Origin of the sequence: Streptomyces sp. NPDC088923 (genome assembly GCF_044749745.1) — a bacterium.
GTDB lineage: Bacteria > Actinomycetota > Actinomycetes > Streptomycetales > Streptomycetaceae > Streptomyces.
The window spans coordinates 385,183-411,070 of the sequence record NZ_JBIVIO010000002.1 but is presented as its reverse complement, the minus strand read 5'-3'; the positions used below and the strand labels follow the sequence as shown (position 1 = coordinate 411,070).

The following is a 25,888-nucleotide window of genomic DNA, read 5'->3' as shown; positions in this document are numbered from 1 at the left end:
GGGTCCCCCCGGCCGAAGGCTGGGGGAGTTTGAGGAGCGGGGTCTGGGGCGGAGCCCCAGAAGGAGGGCGACCCCGCGCGAACAGGGCCGCCCGCCCCCGCCTAATACACCGGCTTCTCCGGCTCGATCGCGTTCACCCAGCCGATCACGCCCCCACCCACGTGCACCGCGTCGGCGAAGCCCGCGGACTTGAGGACGGCGAGGACCTCGGCGCTGCGGACGCCGGTCTTGCAGTGCAGGACGATCTTCTTGTCCTGCGGGAGGTCCTGGAGGGCGTTGCCCATCAGGAACTCGTTCTTCGGGATCAGGCGCGCGCCCGGGATCGAGACGATCTCGTACTCGTTCGGCTCGCGGACATCGATGATGTCGATGTTCTCGCCGTCGTCGATCCACTCCTTGAGCTGCTTCGGAGTGATCGTCGATCCCGCCGCCGCCTCCTGCGCCTCCTCGGAGACGACGCCGCAGAAGGCCTCGTAGTCGATGAGCTCGGTGACCGTGGCGTTCGGGCCGCAGACCGCGCAGTCGGGGTCCTTGCGGACCTTGACCTCGCGGTACTTCATCTCCAGGGCGTCGTAGATCATCAGGCGCCCGACGAGCGGCTCGCCGATGCCCGCGAGGAGCTTGATGGCCTCGTTGACCTGGATCGAGCCGATCGAGGCGCACAGCACGCCGAGGACGCCGCCCTCGGCGCAGGAGGGCACCATGCCGGGGGGCGGGGGCTCCGGGTAGAGGCAGCGGTAGCAGGGGCCGTGCTCGGACCAGAAGACGGACGCCTGGCCGTCGAAGCGGTAGATCGAGCCCCAGATGTACGGCTTGTTCAGCAGCACGCAGGCGTCGTTGACGAGGTACCGGGTCGCGAAGTTGTCGGTACCGTCGACGATCAGGTCGTACTGGCTGAAGATGTCCATCACGTTGTCGGCTTCGAGCCGTTCCTCGTGCAGGACCACGTTCACGTACGGGTTGATGCCCTTGACCGTGTCGCGCGCCGACTCGGCCTTCGGGCGGCCGATGTCGGCCTGGCTGTGGATGATCTGGCGCTGGAGGTTGGACTCGTCGACCTCGTCGAACTCGACGATGCCGAGCGTGCCCACCCCGGCCGCCGCCAGGTACATCAGGGCCGGCGAGCCGAGGCCGCCCGCGCCGACGGCGAGGACCTTGGCGTTCTTGAGCCGTTTCTGTCCGTCCATCCCGACATCCGGGATGATCAGGTGGCGCGAGTACCTGCGGACCTCATCGACGGTGAGCTCAGCGGCTGGCTCGACCAGGGGTGGCAGCGACACGGCAACTCCGTTGGTCGGTTTTTCGGAAGACTGCTTCTGCCCGTAACAGTGCCATGACGCTTTTCATTCCGAGACACCCCGTCCGGTCCGCGAGACGATTTCGTCCCAGTAACCGGGCAGCGCCGCGAATACCCCCATTTCCCCCGCCTCTTGCGGCGCGCGGGGGCGCCGGTCGGTGACCAGTACGGTGCCCGCGCCCTGCCAGCGGGCGAGCCGCAGCGCCTCGTCGAGGCGGGTCGCCGGAAGCGAGTGGACGAGGTGGCAGAAGCGGTCGGCGGGCAGGTCCACGGTCCACTCGGGCGGTCGCGACCAGCGGTAACGGCTCCAGGGACCGGTGAAGGTCACGAGTTGGCCGGCGAGGTCCGCGTAGCCGGGGTGCGGGTGGACGCCGTGGCCGAGGACGGCGTGGGCGGGACCGAGGGCCCGTACGCGGGCGAGCAGGCGCGTCACGGCGGGGAGCCACCGCTCCTCGGCCGGGCAGCGGTGCAGGTAGTAGCCGTCGACGTGGTACCAGTCGCGCCAGGCGCGGGCCTGGGCGAGGACGAGGTGCGGATTGGTCGCCCCGTACGCGAGATCGAGCCGTCCGAGGACGAGCGCCGCCCCGGGCCCGCGCCGCCTGCGCGCGTTGCTGATCCGCCCGGCGGCGAGCAGGCAGTCGGGGTCGGGGCGCTGCCCGGGCCCGTTGTCCACGTCGAGGACCACCCAGTGGACACCCGCGTCCTCGCGCAGCGGCTCGGCCCACTCCCCCGGCGCGAGCAGTGGGTGCGGGAGCGCGGGCAGGGCGAGGCGGGGGGGCGGGACGTCGGGAGCGGGCGCGCCGGAGCGCGGGGCCACGGCGGGGAGCGCGGGGGCGGGGGGCGGAACGGGAGCAGGGGGTACGGGCCCGGGGGGTGCGGGCGCGGGGGCGGGACCGGGGGATGCGGGCGCCTTCGCAGATACGTTTCGGCGCCCGCGCCGGCCCAGCATGTCGGGTCGCTCGTTCTTCACGCGCCCACCCCCTCCCCCCGGGCGGTGTTGCGCCCGGGGGAAACGGTCCGGCCCGTGCGGAGATCCGGGCCGGTCACATCCGGCATGCCGCCTCCATCCAGATGTCCGCGAGGGATTCCTCCAGGTTGATACGGGGGCGCCAGCCGAGCCGGTCGCGCGCGGTGCGCACGTCGGCCTGCTGCCAGGGACCGCAACCGTCGGGGTAGGGGTGCGGAGCGGCGGGCGCGGAGAGGGTGTGGTCGGAGTCGCCGCGCGGGTGACCGATCGCGGGGCGGAGCGGTCCGTGGCCGCCGTGGTGCTCGCGGACCGGGAGCCCCGGGCCGAAGCCGGGGGGCGAATCGAGTTCGTGGAGCGTGCCGTTGAACCCGGCGACGCGGGCGAGGATGCTCGCCGCCTCGCGCAGCCGTACGGCCCGCCCCGAGCCGATGTTGACGACGCCCTGCGCGGCCGAGAGCGAGGCCGCGTGCACGGCGCGCGCGACGTCCCGTACGTCGACGAAGTCGCGCTGCACGCCGAGCCCGCCGAGTTTCAGCTCGGTGTCCCCCGACTGCATGGCGCGCCGCATCGCCTCCGCGAGCCGCCCGAGCGGGGAACCGGCCGGGGTGCCGGGGCCCACGGGCGAGAAGACGCGCAGGACGACGGCGTCGAGCCCGGAGCCGAGGACGAGTTCGGTCGCGGCGAGTTTGCTGACGCCGTACGGGCCGCCGGGGCGGGGCACGGCGTCCTCGGCGGTGGACGAGCCGGGCTGGCTCGGCCCGTACTCGGCCCCGCAGCCGAGCTGGACGAGGCGCGCGCCGCAGCCGCTGCGGCGCAGCGCCTCGCAGATCGTGGCGACGGCGACGGTGTTGTGCCGGGTCAGGTCGCGCGCGCCGCCCCGTACCGTCCCCGCGCAGTTGACGACGACCCCGGGATGGACGGCGTCGAAGAAGCGGGTGAGCGCTCCGGGGCTGCCGGTGGCGAGGTCGAAGCGGACGTCGGCGTCGTCGCCCCGGCCGAGGACGGTGAGCTGGACGGCCGGGTCGGCGAGGAGGCGGTCGGCGACGAAGCGGCCGAGGTAGCCGCCGGCTCCGATCAGCAGAACCCTCATCGGGCACCTCCGGTGGTGGTGAGGGTGGGGGTCATGGCGCGTTCTCCTTCGGGCGTGGTGCCGTGGGTCGGTTCGGCCCGCGGTGTCGGCTCCGCGGGAGGGGGGAAGGGCTGAGGGGTCACCGCGCCTCGTCCGGCGTGTCCGCGGCGGCCTTCGCGTGCGCGGAGGCGCGGGAGAGGGCGGGGACCGAGTGGACGAGGAGCGTGAGGACCGCGAGGGAGCAGGCCAGCGCGGGGACGGCTCCCGTGCCGCCGAGGGCGGTGAGGCGTTCCACGGGCGTGGCGAGCGCGGCGGCGCCCGGCAGCCGCGCGGCGAAGAGCGAGGCGAGGGCGAGGAACTGCCCGCCGCAGGCGATGAGGAGCGCGGCGCGCGCGGCCTCGGCCCGGCCGTGCTGGACCATGAGGCGGGCGAGCAGCAGGAGCGCGCCGAGGCTTCCGGCCGAGAGGAGCCCGGTGGCCTGGTGCAGGGTCGCGGCGCTGACGCCGAGCAGGCCCCACAGGGTGCACAGGTAGAGGGCGAAGAGCGCGAGCAGGAGCGGCCACACGGCGGCGGCGAAGTCGTCGAGGCTGCGGCTGCTGCCGAGCCGCCGTCCGGCGCCGCGCCGGAAGGCGCGCACGCACGCGGCGGCGGGTACGAGCGAGGCGAGCAGGGCGAGCAGCGGGGCGGTGCGCGGGGCCCAGGAACCGTCGGGGCCGCCGCTGATCGCCTGCGAGATGAGCCCCTCGCCGTAGAGCGCCGCGGCGAGGAGGAGCAGGACGTACGCGGCGGTGCCGGGCGCGGCGGGGAAGCGGCTGCCGAGCGGGCCCCGGCGCAGGCAGGCGCGGAGCGCGAGGAGGACGGCGATACCGGTCGCGGCGGCGAGCGCGAGGCGGGGCCTGCCCGCCGTGTGCGGCCAGGCGGCGAGCCCGGCCGACGCGAGCAGCGCGGGGAGCGGGAGGAGGAACAGGCGCGCGAGGACGCGGGGGCCGCGGGCGCGGGGGGTGGCCGGGGCGGCGTGGAGTTCGTCGGCGGCGTGGTCCCCGGTGTGCGGGACGCGCGCGTACATCTCCTCGGCGAGGGCGAAGACGTCGCGGTGGCGGTAGGCGCGCGCGGTCCGGTCGGTGACGCCGCGCGCTTCGAGTCCGGCGGCGATCTCCAGCGGGTCGACGGCGTCGGCGCACAGGTCGTGGTGGATGAGCATGAGGCTCTTGACGGGGTCCGCGGCAAAGGACGAGGCGGCGGGCGGCGGGCCCGGTTGTGCGGACGGCGCCGGGGCCGCGGGGTCCGGGCCGGTCGGTCCCGGCGGCCGGCCTTCGGCCGTGCCCGTGCGGGTCGGGCTGCTCATCGGGGGGCCTCCAGGGCGCGTCATCGGGTGGCCTCCATGGCGCGCCCGGTCGTGGTCAGGTCGCGGGCGGCCCAGGACGAGGTGCGGGCGCCGGGGACGGGGACGAGGGTCTCGGTGGGGGGCGCGGGGTGTGCTTCGGTGAGACGGCGGTAGATCGCGCGGAAGGCGGCGATGTTCTGCTCGACCGTGAAGAGTTCGAGGGCGCGGGCGCGGGCCGCCGCGCCGAGCAGGGCGCGGTGCTCGGGGTCGCGGAGCAGTCCGAGGCAGGCGGCGGCGAGGGCCGCGGGTTCGCGCGGCGGGACGACGACCCCGGTGCCGCCGACGACTTCGAGCACGGCGCCGACGTCGGTGGAGACGGTGGCGCGCGCGCAGAACATCGCCTCGACGAGGCTGATGGGGAAGCCTTCGGCCGTGCTGGACAGGACGACGGCGTCGGCACCCGCGTACACCTCGGCGAGGTCGAGACCGGGCGCGGAACCGGGCTCGGACTCGGGCGTGGGCTCGGGCGCGGACGCGGAACCGGGCGCGGGCTCGGGCGCGGAACCGGCACCGGACCCCGCCCCGTGCTCCTCCTCCCCCGCTTCCAGGTCGAAGCGGACCGGGCAGGGGCGCCCTGCGGGGTCGGCGGGGAAGAGTTCGGCGGTGAGGGCGCGGCAGGATTCGAGGTAGGCGCGGGCCGCGTCGTCCTCGGCGGTGCCGACGAGCCGCAGCGTGGCGCGCGGCTCCGCCTCGTGCACCGTCGTGAAGGCGCGCAGGAGCGTGTGCAGGTCCTTGGCGGGCTCGATCCGCCCGACCCACACGAGGTCCCAGCCGCTGCGGGGCGCGCTCTCGTCAAAGGCGGGTACGGGACGGGGGGACGCGGCCTGCGGCGGGGCGTCGGCGCGCGCGAAGGCCCGCCCGAGCACGGGTGCGCGCCGCTCCCCCGCACCTCGGTACGGCCGCGCCTGCCCGCCGAGCGGTTCGACCTCGCCCGGCACGTAGGCGATCCGCACCTCGACGGCCTCGGCGGAGCCCGCGTCGGCGGCGGTCTTCTCGCCCGAGGGCCCGCCGCCCGGCACCCGTACGGACGCGGGGCCACCGGTACGGTGCGGCGCCCCGCCCCCCGCCCGGGCGGACTCCCCGCCCCCCGCCCGGGCGGACTCCCCGCCCCGCGCACCGCTCGGCGAGGCCCCCGCGACCCTCGCGAAGCGCTCCGCGTCCATCCCCGGGTACACCGTGCGGAGCTTCGCCGGGTCGGCGCCGCAGCGTTCCTGCCAGCGGCGGGCGTGGGCGTTGCCGGGGGTGATGAGGGAGGCGGCGCGGTAGACGTCGGCGGCGAGGGCGCGGTGGAAGCCGCCGAGCACGGCGCGGACGGGGGCGCCGAGGGTGCGCGCGGTGGTCGCCTCGTCCTCGTCGAGGTGGCGGGCGCCGTCGAGGTAGAGGGTGCGCAGCCGGACGCCGTACTCGGTGACGAGGAGCGGTACGCCGTGGAGGTGGTGGGTGAGGAGCCCGGGGAGCGCGGCGATGCCGCCGGTCGTGGCGTGGCACAGGGCGACGCCGCCCAGTCCGTCCTCGTCGTACCAGTCGAGCGCGAGCGGGCGCAGCGCGCGTTCGAGGAGGTCGGCGAGGAGGAGGAGGTCGGGGACGCGGGCGCGGCGCGCGGCGGGGACGGCGCCCGGGGCGCGGCAGGCGTGCTCCAGGACGCGCACGGCGGCCTCGGAGCGCAGAAGCCCGGAGAGCGGGCCGTGGTCCTGGGCGAGTGCGGTGAGGCCGAGGAGGGCCTCGGTGAAGGGGCTCACCGCGGGCGGTACGGGGGCGTCGGACGGGGTGGCCGCCGGGGAGGCGGTGGGGGTGATCCCGGCGAGCGCGGTGAGGCCGAGGAGGGGGCCGGGGGCCTTCGCGGGAAGCGGCGCGGGCGGCGCGGGAGGCGGGGGGGGCGGGGTCGTCGCCGCGCACGCGGTCGTCGCGAGCGCCGCGAAGTGCTCCAGCGTCTCGCGGCGCACGCGGCGGCCGGGACGCGGCCACTCCTCCGGGGCGTCCCACAGCGCGGCGGTACGGACCCGGTGGACGTGGGCGGGCAGGCGGACCCAGCCGAGGTCCTCCTGACGGCTGCCGCGGCTGAAGGCGTGGATGTCGAACGCGTACGTGTCGAGACCGCGCACGAGGCGGTCGCACCAGAGTCTCGCCTCGCCGTTGACGTACGGATAGCCGCCGTCGGTCAGCAGTCCTATGCGCACGGGCGCGCACCCCCGATCTCCCGGTCACGGGGCCGCCCTTCGGTCGGCGACCCACAGCGGGACGAAGGTATGCGCAGGTATGGGTGGTCCGGCGGACGGTTGTCCGTCGGACCACCGGAAGGGGTGAAGAGTCGTAACCAATCCCGGGCGGGGGCGTTTTAGGGGCGCGAAAGCGGGCTTACGTGCGCGCGAGGCCGCGCGGGCGCTCCTTCTCGGGGCGCCCGCGGTTGCTCCGTCCGGCGGCGTACGGACCGCGTACGGACCGCGTACCGGCACGCGGCTCGGCGGCGTACGCCCGCCATGGCGCCGCGTGCGCCGTCACCGTCCGGCGGTGGCCGCCCGCCCCGGGGCCGCCCCCGCGCCGTAGGCGACCGTGCCCGCGCTCGGTTCGAGGAGCCCGACGAGGGGGAAAACGGGACATGCGGGATTCCTTGAACGGGCGGCACGCACGACGGGCCGGAGGGGGGCGCTCCGGGGGTGCGGGCAGGCGCGCGTCCTGGAATGGGGGCGAGGAGACAGGGGTGCGACCCGGAGCGTTGCGAGAGAGGCCGACGCGGGGCCGGGGAAGAAGGCGGCGGGCGTCGGGGGAACGCGGGGTCAGAGACAGACGATGTCGGCCACGCACAGCGCGGTGACGCCGATGAGCACAAGCTCGAAGGCGTACTGCGGCGCGATGCGGGCGTTCGACATGCGCAAAAAAATGATCGATACACGGACAGCTGTCAAAGCGAGACCGGTCACATTCGGACCCCGACCGGTCTCGCGGGCTGCCTGCCGGGCCGTCAGTTCGCGGGGAACGGCCAGGGGTTGGGCAGGCAGGTGATGCCGTCGTGATCGAGGAATTTCGTCTGCTGCTGCATGACGGGCGCGAGCTGTCCGTCCTGCGTGCAGCTCTCGTGGTTGTGCCCGAGCCGGTGGCCGACCTCGTGGTTGATGAGCATCTGCCGGTACGGGTGGATCGCGTCGCCGTACGTCGTCGAACCCTGCGCCCAGCGGTAGGCGTTGATCATGACGCGGGGGGTCGCGGCGGAGTCGCAGGAGACGTTGTCGACGCTCGTGTCGAGCCCCGACTTGGCGCACCACACGTGGGTCGTGCCGGGGCTCGCGAGGGTCACCACGAAATCGGGCTGCCCCGTGGAGATCCGCTGGAAGGCGCGCTGCCCCTGGTGGGCCCAGCTGCGGTCGTCGTTCAGGGTCTTCTGCACGGCGTCGGCGAAGAGCTGCCCGTCGAGCCCGAGTCCGTCCTCGACGTCGACGCGGTAGCTGAGCAGTCGCGCGCCCTGGCGCGGGGCCCGCGCGCTGCCGGGGACGGCCGTGAAGGTCCCGGGTCCCTGGGCGTCGGCGGCGAGCGGGTACGTACGGCCCATGAGTTCGTCGTACGTGGGCGGGGCCGAGGGCGAGGGGCGCTCGCTCGGCACGGAGCGCTTGGCGTCCACGGAGGGCGGCGCGGCCTGCGCCTTCGCGTCGAGCGAACCCGCCCCGTCGTGGTGCTGCCCGGAGACGGCGACGGCGAGGCCGAGCGTGAGCGCGGCGGCACAGGCCCCCGCGATGAGCCGCCCCTTGTGCCCGCCGCTCCCGGCCCGGGGCGCCGGAGCGGGGGGCTCGCCCTCGCCGCCTTCGCCGTCCGCGGGGGGCGCGGCAGGGGACGGCGGGGTCTTGGCGCGGGGGGTGAAGAGGTCGACGTCGCCCTCCTGGCCCTCGTCGTCCGCGCGGGGCTGCGCGGCCTCGACGCGGGCGGGGGCGGGGGCGGCGGGCGGCGCAGCAGCCCCGAAGGGCCGTTCGAAGGCGTCGAGGTACTCGCGCCGTGGACCCTCGCCGTACTCGCGCCGTGGACCCTCGCCCGCCACGTCCGCGCGCTCCCCGGCACCGAGCAGCCCCTCGTCCACGCCGGGCCGCGCGGGCTCGGCGGCCTCGGGGTGCGGGCCGCGCACGTGGGGTGCCGGGGGCCGGGCGGGGGGAAGAGGCTTGCGGAACTCCGGCCCCTCGGCCGCCGCTCGCGGCACGGCACCCGGGGCGCCCTGGGTCCGCGGCACCGCGCCGGGGGCGCCCTGGGCGGGGACCTCGCGCGAGCGCGCGCGGGTGGCGTCGGGGGACGGCGGCGGGGCGGGGGCCGCGCCCGGCGTACGGTCCTGCGGGTTCGGCGGACGGCGGTGTCGTCCCACGCGGTCCCTCGGCTTCCTGTCTCGCGCTGTCGTCTCGCTGTGTTCCAAGCCCAGGTTCCGGGCCCGGCACCGATGCCCGGTTCCGAGCCCGGCACCACTCCCGGTCCAAGCCCGGCACGGATGCCCGGCGTTGCGCACTCCGCCCGGCGGCCCGTCACCGGAGCACGCTCCTGCCCCGCAACCTACGCGCTCGCCCCGGCGCCATCGGCGCCGCACGAGGCAGTGTGCACGCGGCACGGGGGCAGGGTCCGCGCCGCTCAGGGCAACGTAGCCGCCGTACGGGGCCAAGTCGCCGCATTCACGGAAAGCGCCCCCTACCGGGCAGGGAGCACGCTACCCGGCGTTCTCAGCCGGCCCGCCCGCTCCGGGCCACGTGCTCGCGGATCGCCTCCGCGACGGCCTCGGGGTATTCCATCATCGCGACATGGCCCGCCTCGGGCAGGGTCAGCAGCCGGGAATCGCGGAAGGACCTGGCCGCCTTGCGGGCCATGCGGTACGAGACGAGCTGGTCACGGGCGCCGTAGACGAGGAGCGTGGGCGCGAGGACGCGTTCGGCCTGGCGCCACAGATTGTGCTGTCCGCCGAGCGTGTACGCGTTGACGATCGCGCGCGCCGAGCGGGTCATCGCGTCCCAGAAGTATGGGAGCGCCAGGCGCCGCTCCATCTCGGCGACCGCCTGCCGGAACCCGTCCTCGTCGACGCGCCCGGCATCCCCGTAGCAGAGCGCGAGCACGCCCCGCACCCGGTCCTCGGCGGTCCAGTCGCGCGAGAGGCGGTTGAAGAGCGCGGTGACGCCGGGAAGGGCGAGCAGCCCGGTGGGCACGGCGCTGCGCTGCACCCGTATCTCCGGCAGGGCGGGCGAGATGAGCGTGAGGGTGCGGACGAGGTCGGGGCGCGCGGCGGCCACGCGGGTGACGATGGCTCCGCCCATCGAGTTGCCGACGAGGTGCACGGGGCCGCCCCCGCGCGCCTCCAGGAGCGCGACGACGGAGCGCGCCTGCGCCGAGATCCCGTAGTTGCCGTCGTCGGGCGGCGGGGAGTCCCCGAAGCCCGGCAGGTCGAGCGCCTCGCCCTCGACGTCCTCGCGCAGCAGCCGCAGGAGCGCGGACCAGTTGAGCGAGGAGCCGCCGAGGCCGTGCACGTACAGGGCCGGTGGCAGTCCCTCGCGCGGGGGCGGCACGGAGCGCACGGCGAGCGTGCGGCCCGGCAGGTGGCGGGTGCGCAGCTCCTCGTCCTGGGCGAGGGGGACGGGGCTCACCCGGGGTTCGGCGGCGGCGGGCAGGGAAGACGGTTCCGGGGACACGCGGCCATGTTACGAGAGGGTCACGCCCGGGGAGCCTGTGCGGGCGGTCACACCAGGGGACACAAGGGACGTACCCTGACAATCTGAACGAGGAGCCGCGGTCCGTGCTCCGTCCGCTCCGTGTCACCCGGGCCCTGAAAGGCGAGTGCCATGACGATCGATCCCCAGGAACCGCGAGCCGAGGAGCCTCCGGCGGACCCGGAGGAGCCCGAGACCTTCGAGGACGAGGAGGAGGAACACTCCCCGCTGGAGCGCAAGGACACCGAGGCGGTGGACGACGCGGACCGCGCGGAGCAGGAACTCGTCGTGGAGGAGGACGAGGAGGAGTACCGCTGACGCCAGGGCGGGCCGCGTACCGCCGTAGGGCCGCCAAACCCGTCGCTATCGTCCCGACACGGCCGTGACCAGCACAAAGCCCGTGTCCGCCTGGTGAAAAGCTGCCGCAGGGCGCGCACAGGGCGGTTACCGAAAAGTACGATGGCGGGCGCGGGCACCGTTCCGTGAAGGCAACGATCCTGGGAGGCGGCGTGAGCGCCATCGAGCAGACAGAGGCAGCGCGCCCGAGGGGCACCCGGCTGCCGCGCCGCGCGCGCCGGAACCAGCTCCTCGGCGCGGCGCAGGAGGTCTTCGTCGCGCAGGGCTACCACGCGGCGGCGATGGACGACATCGCCGAGCGCGCCGGGGTGAGCAAGCCGGTCCTCTACCAGCACTTTCCCGGAAAGCTCGACCTGTATCTCGCGCTGCTCGACCAGCACTGCGAGGCGCTGCTCCAGGCGGTGCGCGCGGCGCTCGCGTCGACGACCGACAACAAGCAGCGCGTGCTGGCGACGATGGACGCGTACTTCGGCTACGTCGAGGACGACGGCGGAGCCTTCCGGCTCGTCTTCGAGTCGGACCTGACCAACGAGCCCGCGGTGCGCGAGCGCGTGGACCGGGTGACGGCGCAGTGCGCGGAGGCGATCTGCGACGTCATCGCGGAGGACACGGGCCTCTCGCGCGACGAGTCGATGCTGCTCGCCTCCGGGCTCGGCGGCCTCGCGCAGGTCGTGGCCCGCTCCTGGCTGCACAGCGACCGCAGCGTGCCGCGCGACACGGCGGTGCAACTGCTCGCCTCGCTCGCCTGGCGCGGCATCGCGGGCTTCCCGCTGTACGGGAGCGAGCAGACGCAGGGCGACTGAGGCGGGCGTACGGCGACGCGGCGGCACGGGGCCGGGGGCGCGGGGCCGGGCCCTGTCGTACGGCCCCGCCTCGCGTCTGTTCGCTCAGGGCGTGCCGGGCTCCGCTCAGCGGGGTCCCCTCGCCGGGCTAATGTGGGGCGCGTACGGCGCGCTGTGTCGCGCACATCGGTGACCGTCGGAGGGACATAGCCGTGGAGGTCAAGATCGGGGTGCAGCACGCGCCGCGCGAGATCGTTGTGGAGAGCGGGCAGAGCGCCGACGAGGTCGAGAAGGCCGTGGCCGACGCGCTCGGGGGCACGTCCCCGCTGCTGAGCCTGGAGGACGACAAGGGCCGCAAGATCCTCGTCCCCGCCGCGAAGCTCGCGTACGTGGAGATCGGCGAGTCCGCTCCCCGCAAGGTCGGCTTCGGCGTGGCCTGAGCCCACACCGGCCGGGCGCCCAGCCCGGCAGACCGGGCGTTCCGGAGGCGGTCCCCCACGGGGGGCCGCCTCTGCTCGTGCGCGCGGGCCGGTGCCGGGTTCCGCCCGCCGGGCGACCTCCCGAACCCGCGTTCACCGGCGACCGGCGGGGTTGTGGGGCTGGTGCGGGGGTAGGACGGCTTCAACCCAATTGCCCCTCGGTGCCGGGAGGATCGCATGATCGTGGAAGCGCTGGGCGCCGCCGTGCTCGGTCTCGTGCTCGCCACCATGGCGCTGCGCCGCCTGCCCGGGCGGCTGCCGCCTCAGGCGCTCGTGTACGCGACGGGCGGCGTGGGCGGCCTCTTCGGCGCCTTCGTGGCGCACAGCTCTCTGGGCCCGGGCCACCTGCCGCTGAGCCTCCTCGCCGCGACAGCCGTCACGGCGGCGCTGCTCTCGCTGCTGCTGCGACCCGAGGCCGCCCCCGATCGACCACGCGAGCGCGCCACCGCCTGAGCGGCCCCCGCCGCGCGGCTGCCACCTCGCCGGCACCGCGTGGGGCCCGCCCCGTACCGCCGGAGAATGGCCGGAAACCGTCAGTCGGTGGGCCCTCGGGCGCCGCGGCCGAACAGGCGGACACCCCCGGCCCGCCGCCGCGCGGACCGGGCCGTTCGGGCCGGGCCGCGCGGGCGGCCGGGTTCAGGAGGCCAGGCCCAGAGCCGCCATCCGCTTCGTGTGCGCCTCGGTGATCCGCGAGAACATCCGGCCCACCTCCGCGAGGTCGAAGCCGTCCGCGAGGCCGCCGACGAGCATGGTGGAGAGTGCGTCGCGTTCCGCCACGACCCGCTGGGCCTGCGAGAGCGCCTCGCCCATCAGGCGGCGCGCCCACAGCGCGAGGCGGCCCCCGACGCGCGGGTCCGCCTCGATCGCGGCGCGCACCTTCTCCACCGCGAAGTCCGCGTGCCCCGTGTCCGCGAGGACCGTCAGGACGAGGTCCTTGGTGTCCGTGTCGAGGCGCACGGCCACCTCGCGGTAGAAGTCGCTCGCGATCGAGTCGCCCACGTACGCCTTCACCAGGCCCTCCAGCCAGTCCGAGGGCGCGGTCTGCTGGTGGAAGGCGTCGAGCGCGGTCGCGAAGGGCTGCATCGCCTCGGCGGGCTCGGCGTCGATCTCGGTGAGCCGGTCGCGCAGCTTCTCGAAGTGGTGGAACTCGGCGGAGGCCATCTTGGCCAGCTCCGCCTTGTCCTTCAGGCCCGGGGCGAGCTTGGCGTCCTCGGCGAGGCGCTCGAAGGCGGCCAGCTCGCCGTAGGCGAGGGCGCCGAGGAGGTCGACGACCGCGTCCCTGTAGTGCGGCTCGACGGAGCTCGCGGCCCAGTCACGTGCGGTGGTCGCGGGGGCGGTGTCTGGCGTCTCCATGACCGCACAATAGCCCGCGCGCACAGCCGCGCACCCGGGCGGCCGACAGGTGTGATGACCGCTACGTGTGGCCTCGAACCGACACGCCTGCGGGCTTTGGGGGTATGGTGGTAAAGGAGCCCGCCGAATATGTCCATGTGTTCAGCGGGTGTACCGAGGATGCCCGGTCGGTGGCCCGATCGGCTCCGACCCGACAGCCCTGCGGGCCGCTCGCGCCTTTCGCGCGTACGGCTTGCGAGGGACCCTCAGCGGTATGAGCGCTGTGAGCGTGGGCAGAGGTCCCGCGACGCGACCCGGCCCGTCCCCGTTACAGCGGCCGGCGGTCCGCGGCACGGTCAAGACCCCTCATGTTCCCTCGTACCGCCTTAACGAAGAGGCAACATCCTGACTACGCAGACTTTCCGGGACCTGGGGATTCTCCCCGAGACGGCCGAGGCGCTGGAAGCCGTCGGCATCGTCTCCCCCTTTCCCATCCAGTCATTGACCCTGCCCGTCGCCCTGTCCGGCTCCGACGTGATCGGCCAGGCCAAGACCGGGACCGGCAAGACGCTCGGCTTCGGCCTCCCGCTCCTGGAGCGGGTGACCGTCGCCGCCGACGTCGAGGCCGGGCGCGCGACCCCGGACAAGCTCAGCGAGGCGCCGCAGGCCCTCGTCGTCGTGCCCACCCGCGAGCTGTGCACGCAGGTGACCAACGACCTCCAGACCGCCGGCAAGGTGCGCGACGTCCGCGTCCTCGCCATATACGGGGGCCGCGCCTACGAGCCGCAGGTCGAGGCGCTCAAGAAGGGCGTCGACGTCGTCGTCGGCACCCCGGGCCGTCTCCTCGACCTCGCCGGTCAGCGCAAGCTCGACCTCAGCAAGGTGCGGGCCCTCGTGCTCGACGAGGCCGACGAGATGCTCGACCTCGGCTTCCTGCCCGACGTCGAGAAGATCGTCGCGATGCTGCCCGTGAAGCGGCAGACGATGCTCTTCTCGGCGACGATGCCGGGCGCCGTCGTCTCCCTCGCGCGCCGCTACATGTCGCAGCCCACGCACATCAACGCGACCTCGCCCGACGACGAGGGCGCCACCGTCGCCAACACCGAGCAGCACGTCTTTCGCGCGCACTCGATGGACAAGCCCGAGATGGTCGCGCGCATCCTCCAGGCGGAGAGCCGCGGCCTCGTGATGATCTTCTGCCGTACGAAGCGGACGGCCGCCGACATCTCCGAGCAGCTCCAGCGCCGCGGTTTCGCCGCCGGCGCGGTGCACGGCGACCTCGGCCAGGGCGCCCGCGAGCAGGCCCTGCGGGCCTTCCGCAACGGCAAGGTCGACGTGCTCGTGTGCACCGACGTCGCCGCGCGCGGCATCGACGTCGAGGGCGTCACGCACGTCATCAACTACCAGACGCCCGAGGACGAGAAGACCTACCTGCACCGCATCGGCCGTACGGGCCGCGCGGGCCGCTCCGGTACGGCCGTCACGCTCGTCGACTGGGACGACATCCCGCGCTGGCAGCTCATCAACAAGGCGCTCGGTCTCGGTTTCCCCGACCCCGCCGAGACGTACTCGACCTCGCCGCACCTCTTCGAGGAACTGAAGATCCCGGCGGGCACCAAGGGTGTGCTGCCGCGCAGCGAGCGCACCCGCGCGGGCCTGGACGCCGAGCAGGTCGAGGACCTGGGCGAGACGGGCGGTCGCGGCAAACGCGGCGGCTCCGCCCCGGCCGGTGCTCGCGGCGGCGCCCGTACGGAGGACCGCAAGGACTCCCGTACGGAGGAGAAGGCGACCGAGGAGCGCGAGCCCCGCGCCCCGCGCCGCCGCCGTCGCACCCGTAACGGCGAGCCCGTCGCGGCGACCGCGGGCGAGCAGGGCGCCGAGGCACCCGCGACCGGCGACGGCGCCGAGGACGCGCCGCGCAAGCCGCGCCGCCGCCGCACCCGCTCCGCCGCCACCGCCGTCGCCCGCTCGGGCGCCGAGGTGCCGGAGCAGAAGCGGACGGCCGAGCCCGTCGCGGCCGCGACCGCCGGCACGGAGTCCGGCGAGGGTACCGGCGCCGCGCGCAAGCCCCGCCGCCGCACGCGGACGCGCCGCCCCGCGGCCGAGACCGCCGAGGACTGAGTCCGGGAGCCGGGCATCGCGCCCGGCCGCGCACGCACCGACGACCCCGGGACCCGCGACAGGGTCCCGGGGTCGCCTGCTGTCCCCACCCCTGGCGCGAGGGTCCCGCGACAAGCCCCGCGCCGCCCGCTAGCCTCCGTCCCATGAGCAGGCCGCCCACCTTCGTTCCCCCGCCCGGCACGGACCGGCTCACCGTCCCGACCGCGCGCGGGGAGTTCGCCGCGCTCGCGACCGGCGCCGCGCGGGCGCCCGTGGCGCTCCTGCTGCCCGGTTTCACCGGGAGCAAGGAGGACTTCCTGCCGCTCCTGCCCGCGCTCGGCGCCGGGGGCTACCGGGTCGTCTCCGTCGACGGCAGGGGGCAGTACGAGACCGAGGGCCCCGAGTCGCCCGAGGCGTACGCGCCCGAGGAGCTGGCCGCCGACGTGTGCGCGCTCGCGCGGGCGCTGGGCGGGCGGGCGCACCTGCTCGGGCACTCGCTCGGCGGGCTCATCGCGCGCGCCGCCGTCATCGCCGAGCCCGCCCTCTTCGCGAGCCTGACGATCATGTCCGCCGGGCCCGCGGCGACCTCCCAGGGGCAGATCGAGAAGCTCGCGCTGCTCTCGCAGGCGCTCGGTGCGATGGAGAAGGGGGCGGTGTGGGAGGCGATGGCGGCGCTGGAGTCCCCCGAGGCCGCCGAGGCCGCCGCCCGCCCGGCCACCGAGCGGGATCTGCGGCTGCGGGAGCGGTGGCTGCGTACCCGTACCGTTCAACTGATCACCACGGGGAAGCAGTTGGCGACCGAGCCGGACCGGGTGGCCGAGCTGGCCGCGAGCGGGGTCCCGGTGCACGTCGTCTCCGGCGAGAGCGACGACACCTGGCCGGTGGAGTGGCTGGACGCGATGGCGCTGCGGCTCGGGGCGCCCCGGACCCGTGTCGCGGGGGCGGGGCACTCCCCCAACACGGACCGCCCGAAGGAGACGGCCGAGGCGCTGCTCGCCTTCTGGGACGCGCACCCGGCGAGGTGAGGCCCTGCCCCGGAAGGCGAGGCCTGCCCGGTGGCTCAGCCCCGCGCGCTCGTCTCCGGCCCGCTGTCCGGCGTGGGGTAGAGGGTCCGCACGTGCTCCCAGAAGCCGTCGCGCAGGGCGCGGCGCAGGTCGGGCTGGGCGCGCAGGGAGTACTGGAGGAGCGCTTCGGCCTCGATGAGGAGGTCCTGGTCGACCGGGCCCGGCAGGTAGGGGCCGGGGAGCAGCGCGGCGAGGGACTCGGGGCCCTTGGTGCTGTACCAGGTGGCGGCGACGCGTTTGCCGACGAAGTGGACGTCGTCCCAGGTGGGGCGGGGGACGACGGCGTCGTCGAAGGTGACGACGGTGCGGCGGGTCACGTACGGCTTGAGGAAGGCGAGGTCGAGGGTGCGCTGCGTGTCGACCTCCCACAGCAGCGGGTCGGCCTGGTTGCGCAGGCCCTGGGGGGCCTCGATGCCCCACAGGTGGACGCGCGCGCCGAAGTCCTGCGCGGCCTCGACGGCGGGGACGAGGTCCTCGTCGCCGCCGAGGAGGACGGCGTCGCCGATGGCGCGGTGGCGGGCGAGGGATTCGAGATCGCCGCGGATGAGGGAGTCCACGCCCTTCTGCTGGTTGTTCGCGTTGAGGTTGCCGAGCCGGACCTTGACGTCGGGAAGCTCGGCGATGGACTGTTGTTCGGCGGTGTGGATGCGGCGCCTGGCGCCGTCGTACCAGTAGACGCGCAGGAGCCTGCTGTGCGGGAAGACGTGGCTCGCGCAGTCGACGAGCGCGTCGATCAGGCCCTGGGCGTCGAGTTCGAAGCCCTTGCGGTCCTCCGTACCGGTGACCAGCCGTCCCGCCGCCGCGTAGAGATAACCGGCGTCGACGAAGATCGCGTGCGTCGCGGCTCCCGCGAGTTCCCCCGCGATCTGGGCGAGGAGCCGGTCGATGCGGTCGAGTCGGGTGCCGGTGTCCACGGGTTCCTGGTTCATAGGGGGCTCATTGTCCCGATCGGCGCGGGGCGCGCACAACCGCGCGGGGTGGTGCGCAGGTGTGCGGCGGGAGCGAGAGGGGCGGTCGGCCCCGCGTGTCAAGTACTTAGGCCGTCGAAAGTTTTCCTTAGCCAAGGGAATGTTTGCTCAGGGCAACTCGTTGTACCTATCAGGAGCGGGGGTATCCGAGTCTCGCAATCCACTCGTAACGGACGGGCAACGCCCCGTGCCGTGTACGGGGGCGAGACTGGGTCCAGACCCTCGCATCACAGTTCTCCTTTGGAGGATCACCCGGACGAAGGGAGAAGCCCCATGCGCTTCGAGATCATGCGCCTCGACGACGTGACCGGTTCCGCAGTGGACAGCACGATCGTGGACGCGGCCTCCGTCAAGCGGATCGTTCAGCAGGCGGCCGAGATCGGTCAGCGGCTCTACATCCGCCCGGCAGAGGCTCCGGCTTCGTAACGCCGTATCCCGCGACGGCCCGCAGGGCCGCCGCACCTTTGATGACGACTCAGGGCCCCCGCCCGGCACCCGCCGGACGGGGGCCCTCGTGCGTACCGGGCGCGCGGGTCCCGTCCGCCGAGGCTCGTACGGGACGGCTCACGTGCCCTTGATGACCTGCGTGATCCCGTTGATGATCTGCTGGACCGCGATCGCGGAGAGCATCATGCCCGCGAGGCGGGTCACGAGGACGACGCCGCCGTCCTTGATGACGCGGATGATGACGAGCGAGTACCGCATCGTCGCCCACAGCACGAGGTGCATGGCGAGGATCGCGCTCCATACCGAGATCTGCGTGCTCACCGAGTCGGCGTGCTGCACGGCGAGGATGACCGAGACGATCGCGCCCGGGCCCGCGAGGAGCGGCATCCCGAGCGGGACGAGGGCGACGTTGACGTCCTTGGTCTGCTGCGGCTCGTCGGTCTTGCCGGTGAGCAGGTCGAGCGCGATGAGGAGCAGGAGGAGCCCGCCCGCGATCATCAGCGCGGGCACCGAGACGTGCAGGTAGTCCAGGATCTGCTGCCCGAGGATGCCGAAGACGACGATGACGCCGAAGGCGACGCACACCGCCTGGAAAGCCATGTGCCGCTGCATCTTGGCGGGGCGCCCCGCCGTGAGGGCGAGGAAGATCGGCGTGATCCCGGGCGGGTCCATGATCACGAAGAGGGTCAGGAAGAGCGAGCCGAAGACGGCGAAGTCGAACACGTGGGGCCTTGCTGAGGTTCCCCGGCGCACTGCGGGCACGGCGGGGGCGGGTGTACGGGGGGAGCGGCGTGCGAGGGGCGCGTACCGGCACCCTGAACCATGACGAAGCGCACGCCCCGCGACGCGCCGCCGCGCCCTGCCCCGGTACGGGGTGGCGTGGCGGCGCGCGCGGAAGCCGGCCGGGTCCCGGGCGGGACCGGCCGGAAGAGGTGGGTGGTTCAGGCGGTGCGGGCGGCTCCGCCGGCGCCGGGGACGGGGAAGGCCCCCGTGGAGCGGCGGATGATCTCGGCGTAGACCTCGGGGTCGGTCGTGCGGGCGCCGAGCGCGATCGTCTTGCGGGTGCCGTGGTAGTCGCTGGAGCCGGTCGCGAGGAGGCCGAGGTCGGCTGCGAGCGCGTGGGCGCGCGCGGCGGTCGCCGGGTCGTGGTCGGGGTGGTCGGCCTCCAGGCCGTCGAGCCCGGCCGCCGCGAGCGCCGCGATGGCCTCCTCGCTCAGCGTGCGCCCGCGCGAGGCGGCGAGCGGGTGGGCGAGGACGCTGACGCCGCCCGCGGCCTTGACGAGGCGGATGGCCTCGGCGGGGTCGAGTTCGGCCTTGGGCGCGTAGGCGCGCCCGCCGTCGCCGAGCCACTGCGGGGTGAAGGCCTCCGAGACGGTGCCCACGACGCCGAGTTCGACGAGCGCGGACGCGAGGTGCGGGCGGCCGACGGAGCCGCCGCCGGCGATGCGCGCGACCTGCTCCCACGTGATCGGCACGCCGAGCGCGCGCAGGCTCTCGACCATGGCCTTGGCCCGGGGCACGCGGTCGTCGCGGATCAGCTCGCGGGCCTGGAGCAGCGCGGGTTCCCCGGGGTCGAAGAGGTAGGCGAGGAGGTGGACGCCGATGCCGCCGAGACGGCAGGAGAGTTCGGCGCCGGGCACGAGGGTCAGGGGCCGGTCGAGCGTCGCGAGCGCCGCGGCGGCCTCGGCGTGGCCGCGGGTCGTGTCGTGGTCGGTGAGCGCGAGGACGTCGAGTCCGGCCGCCGCGGCGGCGGCGACGAGCCCGGCGGGGGTGTCCGTGCCGTCGGAGGCGGTGGAGTGGGTGTGCAGGTCGACACGCACGGCACGGGCTCCTTCGGGGCGGTGTTCGGTACGGAGGCGGGTGGGCCGGTACCTGGAGGCGGGTGGGGCCCGGGATCGCCGGGCGGCTTCCAGGATAAAGCCCGCGTGAGGGTACGAATTCCGGGCGGGGCGGCCGCTCAGGGGCGCGGCCCCTGAAGGAGAGTCCCGGTCAGCGCCCCGAACGGCAGGAACTCCAGTTCGGACGCGGCTTCGCGGAGGTCGGCGAGGACGAGTTCCTCCGGGTCGATCGCCGCGGTGGCCTCGGGTCGGGTGATGAGCCACAGGCGGACGCCGCCCGCGTCGCCGAGGAGGACCGTGCGGTCGGGCGGGGCCTCGGCGAGGCGCCACAGCGTGACCGGGAGCCCGGCGGCGAGGGCGGTGCCCGCCGCCGGTTTGCCCTCGTCGATCGCCGTGCCGGTCACCCCGGCGAGGTGGGCGCCGAGGCCGAGGCCGGGGTGCTCGGCGACGAGGAGGAGTTCACTCGTCCCCTGCGGCCCCGGGCCCGCGCAGGCGAGGACGGTGGCAAGCGCTCCGGTGCGGGCGTCGCCCGCCGAGGTCGCGCCCGTGTAGAGCCAGCCGACGGGGAGCGGCCACGGCATCCACACCGGGACCTTCGCGCGCCGCACCACGGCGGCGAGTTCCTCGGGCCCGGGCGGCAGCGCGGGCTGCAAGGGGGGTACGGCGCCGTGCGCGGGGCAGCACCAGTCATCGGCGAAGAGGCCGGGCGCGCTCACCCGGCCACCGCACCGCGGACAACGGACGTCCCCCCTCATGCGGCCCACGTTCCCCGCCGCACGTGCCTCCGTCAAGGTCCGAGGTCGTGACCCGGCCACCGGGGAGCGGGACAGGGGCGCGGCCGGAGCCGGGGCGCCACTCAGTCCAGCGGGACGGCGCCCCGCAGCGGGTCGCGCGGGTCCGTGCCGTGCGCGAGCCACTTCTCCTGGAGGGCCTGCGCGCCGTGGACGCGTTTCCAGGCGGCCTCGGTGGGGGTCATCGGGAGGAGGGGGAGGAAGGCGACCGGGTCGAGCGGGGGGTCGAGGTCGAGGGTCTCGACGAGGCCGCCGGGCTCGGCGACGAGCACCGAGGTGAAGGGGGCGCCGGGCCACAGCGGTTCGCCCACGTCGAGCGAGGCACCCGGCGCGATCACGACGCCCTCGACCTGCGGCGAGGCGGCGAGGACGGCGAGGGGGCGGAGGACCTTGTCCGTGTCGGCGCGCCCGGCCCGTACCGAGAGCACGAGTTCGGCGCGCGGGCCCTCGACCGGGTCGGCGAGGAAGGCGGAGGGGTCGGTCATCGGCGCGGCGGACATCCCGAGCGTGGCGTACCGCACGAGCGGCGCGGAGTCCTCGCGCGTGTCGAGGAAGCGCAGGACCTCGATGCGCTCCGCGCCGAGGAAGGTGACGCCCGCGCGCGCGTCGCTCTCGCCGAGCGCGCTGCTCAGTCGGGCCTCCACCAGGGCGAGTACGTCGGCTGCCATGCCGCGACTGTACGCGGCGGGGCCGCGCGGAGCGCGGGCGGCCGGGCAGCACGGAACGCGAGCGGCCAGGCAGCACGAAGCGACCCGTCGCGTAAAGGCCGCGTAGGCAAGGCGTATCGCGCGGGCAAAACGGGGATTGACAGGACAGCCGACTGCTAGGCTTGGCCGCTGGTCAGGGCAGCGCGCAGAAGCACGCTCTCAGCCCGGCCGCTGTACTCCCGGATTTTCGGGTCACCCGTCCCTCACGAGGGACCGGCTGGAGGAGGTGGGGCTCCATGGATCGAAGTCGACCGTGCAGTACCACCCGCTCTTCCGCTTGACGGTGCCGTGCCCCTCCTCGGGGGCCCGGACCGGAACTTGAGGCCGTACATACCCGGGTCCCACGGGGGTAAACGCCTCTTTCCCTTCCGTTCTCGCCGCTGATCGCGGGGCACACGGAAGAGCACTTCGTCACCGCCTGATCCCCCCTCCCGCCCGCCCGGGAGACCCCATCAGCAGCGCAGACCGCGCACCGCTCCTCGCGGTGCTCCCCGATGTGCGGACGTGCCCGGTGTGGCGCACGTCCCCGTTTCGGGAGGTTCCGCCCGGCACGCCCGGTCGCGCACGAAGGAGCAGCACCATGTCGATGATTCCCAGCCTGCGTGCCGTGGTCCGCCCCTCCGCCCGAAAGGTGCCCGCTCCCCACGAGACGGACCGTCACCCCCAGGTGCCCTCCGCCGTCGTGGACTGCGCCGTCTACCGCGAGGGTCGCCGCGTGCCCACCTCGCACACCCTGACCCCGCACGCGGCCGTCGAACTCGTCCGGCTCGGCGGCGGCTTCGCCTGGATCGGCCTGCACGAGCCGAGCGAGGCCGAGTTCGCGGGCATCGCCGCCGAGTTCGGCCTCCACCCGCTCGCCGTCGAGGACGCCGTCCACGCCCACCAGCGCCCCAAGCTGGAGCGCTACGACGACACGCTCTTCACCGTCTTCAAGACCGTCCACTACGTCGAGCACGAGGAGCTGACCGCGACGAGCGAGATCGTCGAGACCGGTGAGGTCATGTGCTTCACCGGGCGGAACTTCGTGATCACCGTCCGGCACGGCGGCCAGGGCTCGCTGCGCGGCCTGCGCCACCGCCTCCAGGACGACCCGGACCTCCTCGCGCACGGCCCCTCCGCCGTACTCCACTCGCTCGCCGACCACTGCGTGGACGGCTATCTCCTCGTCGCCGACGCGCTCCAGGACGACATCGACGAGGTCGAGACCGAGGTCTTCACGGCGCCCGGCAAAGGAGCCTCGCGCGGTGTCGACGCGAGCCGGATCTACCAGCTCAAGCGCGAGATCCTGGAGTTCAAGCGGGCCGTCGCGCCGCTCCTGCGCCCCCTGCACCTGCTCAGCGAGCGCCCCATGCGGCTCATCGACCCCGCCATCCAGAAGTACTTCCGCGACGTCCACGACCACCTCGCGCGCGTCCACGAGCAGGTCGTCGGCTTCGACGAACTCCTCAACTCCATCCTCCAGGCCAACCTCGCGCAGGCGACCGTCGCGCAGAACGAGGACATGCGCAAGATCACCTCGTGGGCGGCGATCATCGCGGTGCCGACGATGATCTGCGGCGTGTACGGGATGAACTTCAAGCACATGCCGGAGCTGCGCTGGACGTACGGCTACCCGATGGTCCTCGGCGCGATCCTCGTCATCTGCTTCGGCATCCACCGCACGCTGAAGCGCAACGGCTGGCTCTGAAGGACGCGGGAGCGGGGCCGGGCCCGCGCGCGGCGGTGGCTACGCTGCTCGTATGACTGCCGCCGCAACCCCGCTCGACCGCGCCCTCGTCGAGGAAGCCGCGAAGAAGTCGTCCCTCGTGTGGGTGAGGGGCGAGGGCACGGACCCCGCCCGCGCGCTGTGGCACGTGTGGCACGAGGGTGCGGTGCTGCTCGTCGGGGACGGGCCCGGGGAGCAGCCGCTGCCCGGGCTCGCGGCGGGCGGCGGCGCCGAGGTGACGGTGCGGAGCAAGGACAAGGGCGTACGGCTCGTCACCTTCCGGGCCGCCGTCGTGGAACTCGCGGCGGGCTCGCCCGCGTGGGACGAGGCGGTCGCCGAGCTGAAGGGCAAGCGGCTCAACGCGCCCGACGCGGAGACGATGCCGGAGCGCTGGGCCCGCGAGTGCCGGGTGCTGCGCCTCCTCCCGTCGTACGAGTCCGGGACGCTGCCCGCGCCCGATTCCTCGCTCGCCGCTCCCCCGCCCCCGAGCCCCGCGTCGACGCGGGTCACCCGCCCGGCGCCGCTGCCGAAGCTGCTCCTCGGGCGCGGGCGGAAGAGGAAGTGAGCGGGTGCGCGGTCCTCACGTCGGCGGCAGCAGCCCGTCCCCGTAGTCGACCGTCTCGTCGAGTCCCGGCTCCTTGAGGTCGAGCGCCGCGTTCCAGGAGCTGAGCGCGACCGTGCCCGCGTCCCCCGCCCTGCGCAGCTTCAGCGGGTACGGCTCGCCTTCGAGCGAGACGTCGATGCGCGCGCCCGCGCCCTTGTCGCCCGCGACGCGGACCGTGCGGACGCCGTCGCTCTCGCTCCGCCCGGCCGCGACGACCTCGCCGTCGAGCCCGAGGAGCCCGTCGAGCAGCGTCTCCTTGTCGGTGAAGAGGCTCAGTCGCTTGTAGGAGGGGTCCTCGGGCGGCACCTTGACGTACTTCTTGTCGAGCTTGCCCGCCGCCGTCCTCGCGCTCCCGCCGCCCTCCGCCCCGCCCGCCTCGTGCTCCCAGAAGGCGGCGCCCGCGCGGAGGTAGAGGTGTTTCCCGACGCGCAGCAGGGAGAAGTCGGCGCCCTTGGTGCGGACCGTGCCCGTGCCGCCCTCGGCGGTCAGGCGCATGTCGAGCGTGTAGGTGTGGCCGCCGCTGATGAGGTTGCCCTTGAGCCGTACGGAGCGCGCGCCGCCCGCCGCGGCCGTGGTCCTGCGGTGGATCTGCTCGGCGGAGAGCTTGCCGACGCCGTTGGTTCCCTCGTCCGGGTCCTTGCCGCAGGCGCCGAGCCCGCCGAGGAGAGCGGCGCACACGGCGCCCGCGAGAACGGTCCTGGTCGGTCGGGGCAGGGCGCGGGGGGTCACCGGGGACGGGCCTCTCATCCGGGAGCGGGGGACACGGATCTTGGGCCCGCAGCGTACCGGGGCGCCCTGGGGCTCCCGTACCGCCGTCCCCGCGTCCGTCCGGCCCAGCGACCCCGGCGCCCCGGCCCGTCAGCGGTTAGCCTGATTCCGCCCCGTAAGTGATTGCTTGTCCGGATGTACGGAGGAGGTGGCCGGTGGCCGGTGGCGCTCCGCGGATCTTCGTCTCGCACCTCGCCGGGATGGCCGTCTTCGACCCGAACGGCGATCAGGTGGGGCGGGTGCGGGACCTCGTGGCCACGCTGCGGGTCGGGCGGCGCCCGCCGCGCATCCTCGGGCTCGTCGTCGAGCTGCCGACGCGGCGGCGGATCTTCCTCCAGATGACACGGGTCTCGGGGATCGAGTCGGGGCAGGTCATCTCGACGGGCGTGCTCAACGTGCGGCGCTTCGAGCAGCGGGCCGCCGAGCGTCTCGTGCTCGGCGAACTCCTCGACCGGCGGCTGCGGCTCGTCGAGACGGGCGAGGAGGTGACCGTGCTCGACGTCTCGGTGACGCAGCTCCCGGCCCGGCGCGAGTGGGAGATCGACCGCGTCTTCGTACGGAAGATGCCGGCCGCGCGCGGCCGCCTGCCGTGGAAGGGCACGGGGCGGCGCGGCGGCGAGACGCTGACCGTCGAGTGGACCGCGCTCGCCGGTTTCTCGCTGGAGGAGGAGGGGCAGGGCGCGGAGAACCTGCTCGCGACCTTCGAGCAGTTGCGCCCCGCCGACCTCGCGAACGTCCTGCACCACCTGTCGGCGAAGCGGCGCGCCGAGGTCGCGGACGCGCTCGACGACGACCGCCTCGCGGACGTCCTCGAAGAGCTGCCCGAGGACGACCAGATCGAGATCCTCGGCAAGCTCCAGGACGAGCGCGCCGCCGACGTGCTGGAGGCGATGGACCCGGACGACGCCGCCGACCTGCTCGGCGAGCTGCCCGAGGCCGAGACGGAGCGCCTGCTCACCCTCATGCAGCCCTCGGACGCCGCCGACGTGCGGCGGCTCATGGCCTACGAGGAGCGCACGGCGGGCGGGCTCATGACGACGGAGCCGATCGTGCTGCGCCCGGACGCGACCGTGGCCGAGGCCCTCGCCCGGGTCCGCAACCCCGACCTCTCCCCCGCGCTCGCCGCGCAGGTGTACGTGTGCCGCCCGCCCGACGAGACCCCGACCGGCAAGTACCTCGGCACGGTGCACTTCCAGCGGCTGCTGCGCGATCCCCCGTACACGCTGGTCAGCGGGATGCTGGACGACGATCTGCTGCCGCTCGCGCCGCAGGCCCAGCTGCCCGAGGTGGCGGGGTTCTTCGCCACGTACGACATGGTCGCCGCGCCCGTCGTGGACGACTCCGGGGCGCTGCTCGGCGTCGTCACGGTGGACGACGTGCTCGACCACATGCTTCCGGACGACTGGCGCGAGACCGAGTACCAGCTCTCGGGCGAGGTCCCGGAGGACCGCGCGGTGCGCACGGGCGAGGCCCCTGCGGCCCGGGCGGCGCGCGGCGACGAAGGGGACACCGGGGCCGGGGAGGCGGGGCGGCATGGCTGAACAGGGCGGCGACCGGGAGCGGGAGCAG

25 protein-coding genes are annotated in these 25,888 nt (G+C 74.6%); 10 read left to right on the top strand and 15 right to left on the bottom strand.

All coding sequences use genetic code 11. The features are described from left to right. Positions 1-101: 101 nt before the first annotated feature. From moeZ to ACIP4O_RS13045, 8 genes are all read right to left on the bottom strand, one after another. Complete coding sequence (gene moeZ, locus ACIP4O_RS13080; RefSeq protein ID WP_008745743.1) at positions 102-1,280, bottom strand: adenylyltransferase/sulfurtransferase MoeZ; 1,179 nt, start codon at positions 1,278-1,280, stop codon at positions 102-104. Between the two features lie 63 nt (positions 1,281-1,343). Further along, positions 1,344-2,114 carry a spherulation-specific family 4 protein gene (locus ACIP4O_RS13075; protein ID WP_401574565.1) on the bottom strand — a complete coding sequence of 257 codons (771 nt, stop codon included), beginning with the start codon at positions 2,112-2,114 and terminating at the stop codon, positions 1,344-1,346. Positions 2,115-2,340: 226 nt separating this feature from the next. Beyond that, positions 2,341-3,354: an NAD-dependent epimerase/dehydratase family protein gene (locus ACIP4O_RS13070; RefSeq protein WP_361328683.1), complete on the bottom strand. Its 1,014-nt coding sequence runs from the start codon at positions 3,352-3,354 to the stop codon at positions 2,341-2,343. A 118-nt stretch (positions 3,355-3,472) separates the two neighbouring features. Continuing rightward, positions 3,473-4,678, bottom strand: coding sequence for a hypothetical protein (locus tag ACIP4O_RS13065; RefSeq protein ID WP_401574563.1), 1,206 nt, complete (start codon positions 4,676-4,678; stop codon positions 3,473-3,475). A gap of 20 nt (positions 4,679-4,698) precedes the next feature. Beyond that, positions 4,699-6,894, bottom strand: a complete 2,196-nt coding sequence (locus ACIP4O_RS13060) for a DUF3492 domain-containing protein (protein WP_401574561.1) — start codon at positions 6,892-6,894, stop codon at positions 4,699-4,701. Positions 6,895-7,491: 597 nt separating this feature from the next. Further along, positions 7,492-7,584: an Ms4533A family Cys-rich leader peptide gene (locus ACIP4O_RS13055; RefSeq protein ID WP_401574558.1), complete on the bottom strand. Its 93-nt coding sequence runs from the start codon at positions 7,582-7,584 to the stop codon at positions 7,492-7,494. A 92-nt stretch (positions 7,585-7,676) separates the two neighbouring features. Continuing rightward, complete coding sequence (locus ACIP4O_RS13050) at positions 7,677-9,056, bottom strand: DUF3152 domain-containing protein (protein ID WP_401574555.1); 1,380 nt, start codon at positions 9,054-9,056, stop codon at positions 7,677-7,679. A gap of 346 nt (positions 9,057-9,402) precedes the next feature. Beyond that, entirely contained in the window at positions 9,403-10,359 is a 957-nt protein-coding gene (locus tag ACIP4O_RS13045) for an alpha/beta fold hydrolase (RefSeq protein WP_401574553.1), read from the bottom strand. 150 nt (positions 10,360-10,509) lie between these two features. On the opposite strand from ACIP4O_RS13045, the gene ACIP4O_RS13040 reads away from it, so the two are divergent. From ACIP4O_RS13040 to ACIP4O_RS13025, 4 genes are all read left to right on the top strand, one after another. Beyond that, entirely contained in the window at positions 10,510-10,695 is a 186-nt protein-coding gene (locus ACIP4O_RS13040) for a hypothetical protein (protein ID WP_401574551.1), read from the top strand. A 191-nt stretch (positions 10,696-10,886) separates the two neighbouring features. Continuing rightward, positions 10,887-11,537 carry a TetR/AcrR family transcriptional regulator gene (locus ACIP4O_RS13035; protein ID WP_361328650.1) on the top strand — a complete coding sequence of 217 codons (651 nt, stop codon included), beginning with the start codon at positions 10,887-10,889 and terminating at the stop codon, positions 11,535-11,537. Between the two features lie 191 nt (positions 11,538-11,728). After that, positions 11,729-11,956 (top strand): DUF3107 domain-containing protein, encoded by a 228-nt coding sequence (locus tag ACIP4O_RS13030; RefSeq protein ID WP_007822359.1) that lies wholly within the window; start codon positions 11,729-11,731, stop codon positions 11,954-11,956. A 216-nt stretch (positions 11,957-12,172) separates the two neighbouring features. Beyond that, complete coding sequence (locus tag ACIP4O_RS13025) at positions 12,173-12,448, top strand: hypothetical protein (protein ID WP_401574549.1); 276 nt, start codon at positions 12,173-12,175, stop codon at positions 12,446-12,448. 183 nt (positions 12,449-12,631) lie between these two features. On the opposite strand, the gene ACIP4O_RS13020 is transcribed toward ACIP4O_RS13025, so the two are convergent. Beyond that, entirely contained in the window at positions 12,632-13,348 is a 717-nt protein-coding gene (locus tag ACIP4O_RS13020) for a ferritin-like fold-containing protein (RefSeq protein ID WP_361328644.1), read from the bottom strand. 480 nt (positions 13,349-13,828) lie between these two features. Here ACIP4O_RS13020 and ACIP4O_RS13015 point away from each other — a divergent pair, with 480 nt between their 5' ends. Both ACIP4O_RS13015 and ACIP4O_RS13010 read left to right on the top strand, forming a co-directional pair. Beyond that, entirely contained in the window at positions 13,829-15,448 is a 1,620-nt protein-coding gene (locus tag ACIP4O_RS13015) for a DEAD/DEAH box helicase (RefSeq protein ID WP_401574546.1), read from the top strand. 143 nt (positions 15,449-15,591) lie between these two features. Beyond that, complete coding sequence (locus ACIP4O_RS13010) at positions 15,592-16,452, top strand: alpha/beta fold hydrolase (protein WP_401574544.1); 861 nt, start codon at positions 15,592-15,594, stop codon at positions 16,450-16,452. Positions 16,453-16,487: 35 nt separating this feature from the next. Here ACIP4O_RS13010 and ACIP4O_RS13005 read toward each other — a convergent pair whose 3' ends face one another. Continuing rightward, on the bottom strand, positions 16,488-17,420 hold the full coding sequence (locus tag ACIP4O_RS13005) for an NYN domain-containing protein (protein WP_401574542.1): 933 nt from the start codon (positions 17,418-17,420) through the stop codon (positions 16,488-16,490). Between the two features lie 312 nt (positions 17,421-17,732). Between ACIP4O_RS13005 and ACIP4O_RS13000 the strand changes: the two genes are divergently transcribed. Next, complete coding sequence (locus tag ACIP4O_RS13000) at positions 17,733-17,885, top strand: hypothetical protein (RefSeq protein WP_203607069.1); 153 nt, start codon at positions 17,733-17,735, stop codon at positions 17,883-17,885. Positions 17,886-18,023: 138 nt separating this feature from the next. Here the strand turns inward: ACIP4O_RS13000 and ACIP4O_RS12995 are convergent, their stop codons facing one another. The 4 genes from ACIP4O_RS12995 to ACIP4O_RS12980 form a co-directional block, all read right to left on the bottom strand. Continuing rightward, positions 18,024-18,629: a MarC family protein gene (locus ACIP4O_RS12995; protein ID WP_361328631.1), complete on the bottom strand. Its 606-nt coding sequence runs from the start codon at positions 18,627-18,629 to the stop codon at positions 18,024-18,026. Positions 18,630-18,847: 218 nt separating this feature from the next. Next, complete coding sequence (locus tag ACIP4O_RS12990) at positions 18,848-19,726, bottom strand: PHP domain-containing protein (RefSeq protein WP_401574539.1); 879 nt, start codon at positions 19,724-19,726, stop codon at positions 18,848-18,850. A 137-nt stretch (positions 19,727-19,863) separates the two neighbouring features. After that, on the bottom strand, positions 19,864-20,499 hold the full coding sequence (locus tag ACIP4O_RS12985) for a DUF6758 family protein (protein ID WP_401574537.1): 636 nt from the start codon (positions 20,497-20,499) through the stop codon (positions 19,864-19,866). Between the two features lie 101 nt (positions 20,500-20,600). Next, the gene (locus ACIP4O_RS12980; protein WP_401574535.1) at positions 20,601-21,203 is read right to left on the bottom strand and encodes a suppressor of fused domain protein; all 603 of its coding nucleotides are present in this window, start codon (positions 21,201-21,203) and stop codon (positions 20,601-20,603) included. Positions 21,204-21,822: 619 nt separating this feature from the next. On the opposite strand from ACIP4O_RS12980, the gene ACIP4O_RS12975 reads away from it, so the two are divergent. Both ACIP4O_RS12975 and ACIP4O_RS12970 read left to right on the top strand, forming a co-directional pair. Next, a complete protein-coding gene (locus ACIP4O_RS12975) occupies positions 21,823-22,929 on the top strand; it encodes a magnesium and cobalt transport protein CorA (protein ID WP_401574533.1) in 1,107 nt (368 codons plus the stop codon). A gap of 52 nt (positions 22,930-22,981) precedes the next feature. Continuing rightward, entirely contained in the window at positions 22,982-23,512 is a 531-nt protein-coding gene (locus ACIP4O_RS12970) for a hypothetical protein (RefSeq protein WP_361328616.1), read from the top strand. A gap of 15 nt (positions 23,513-23,527) precedes the next feature. On the opposite strand, the gene ACIP4O_RS12965 is transcribed toward ACIP4O_RS12970, so the two are convergent. Further along, positions 23,528-24,229 (bottom strand): hypothetical protein, encoded by a 702-nt coding sequence (locus tag ACIP4O_RS12965; protein ID WP_401574940.1) that lies wholly within the window; start codon positions 24,227-24,229, stop codon positions 23,528-23,530. A 245-nt stretch (positions 24,230-24,474) separates the two neighbouring features. Here ACIP4O_RS12965 and ACIP4O_RS12960 point away from each other — a divergent pair, with 245 nt between their 5' ends. Further along, on the top strand, positions 24,475-25,860 hold the full coding sequence (locus tag ACIP4O_RS12960; protein WP_361328613.1) for a magnesium transporter MgtE N-terminal domain-containing protein: 1,386 nt from the start codon (positions 24,475-24,477) through the stop codon (positions 25,858-25,860). The last annotated feature ends 28 nt before the right edge of the window (positions 25,861-25,888 follow it).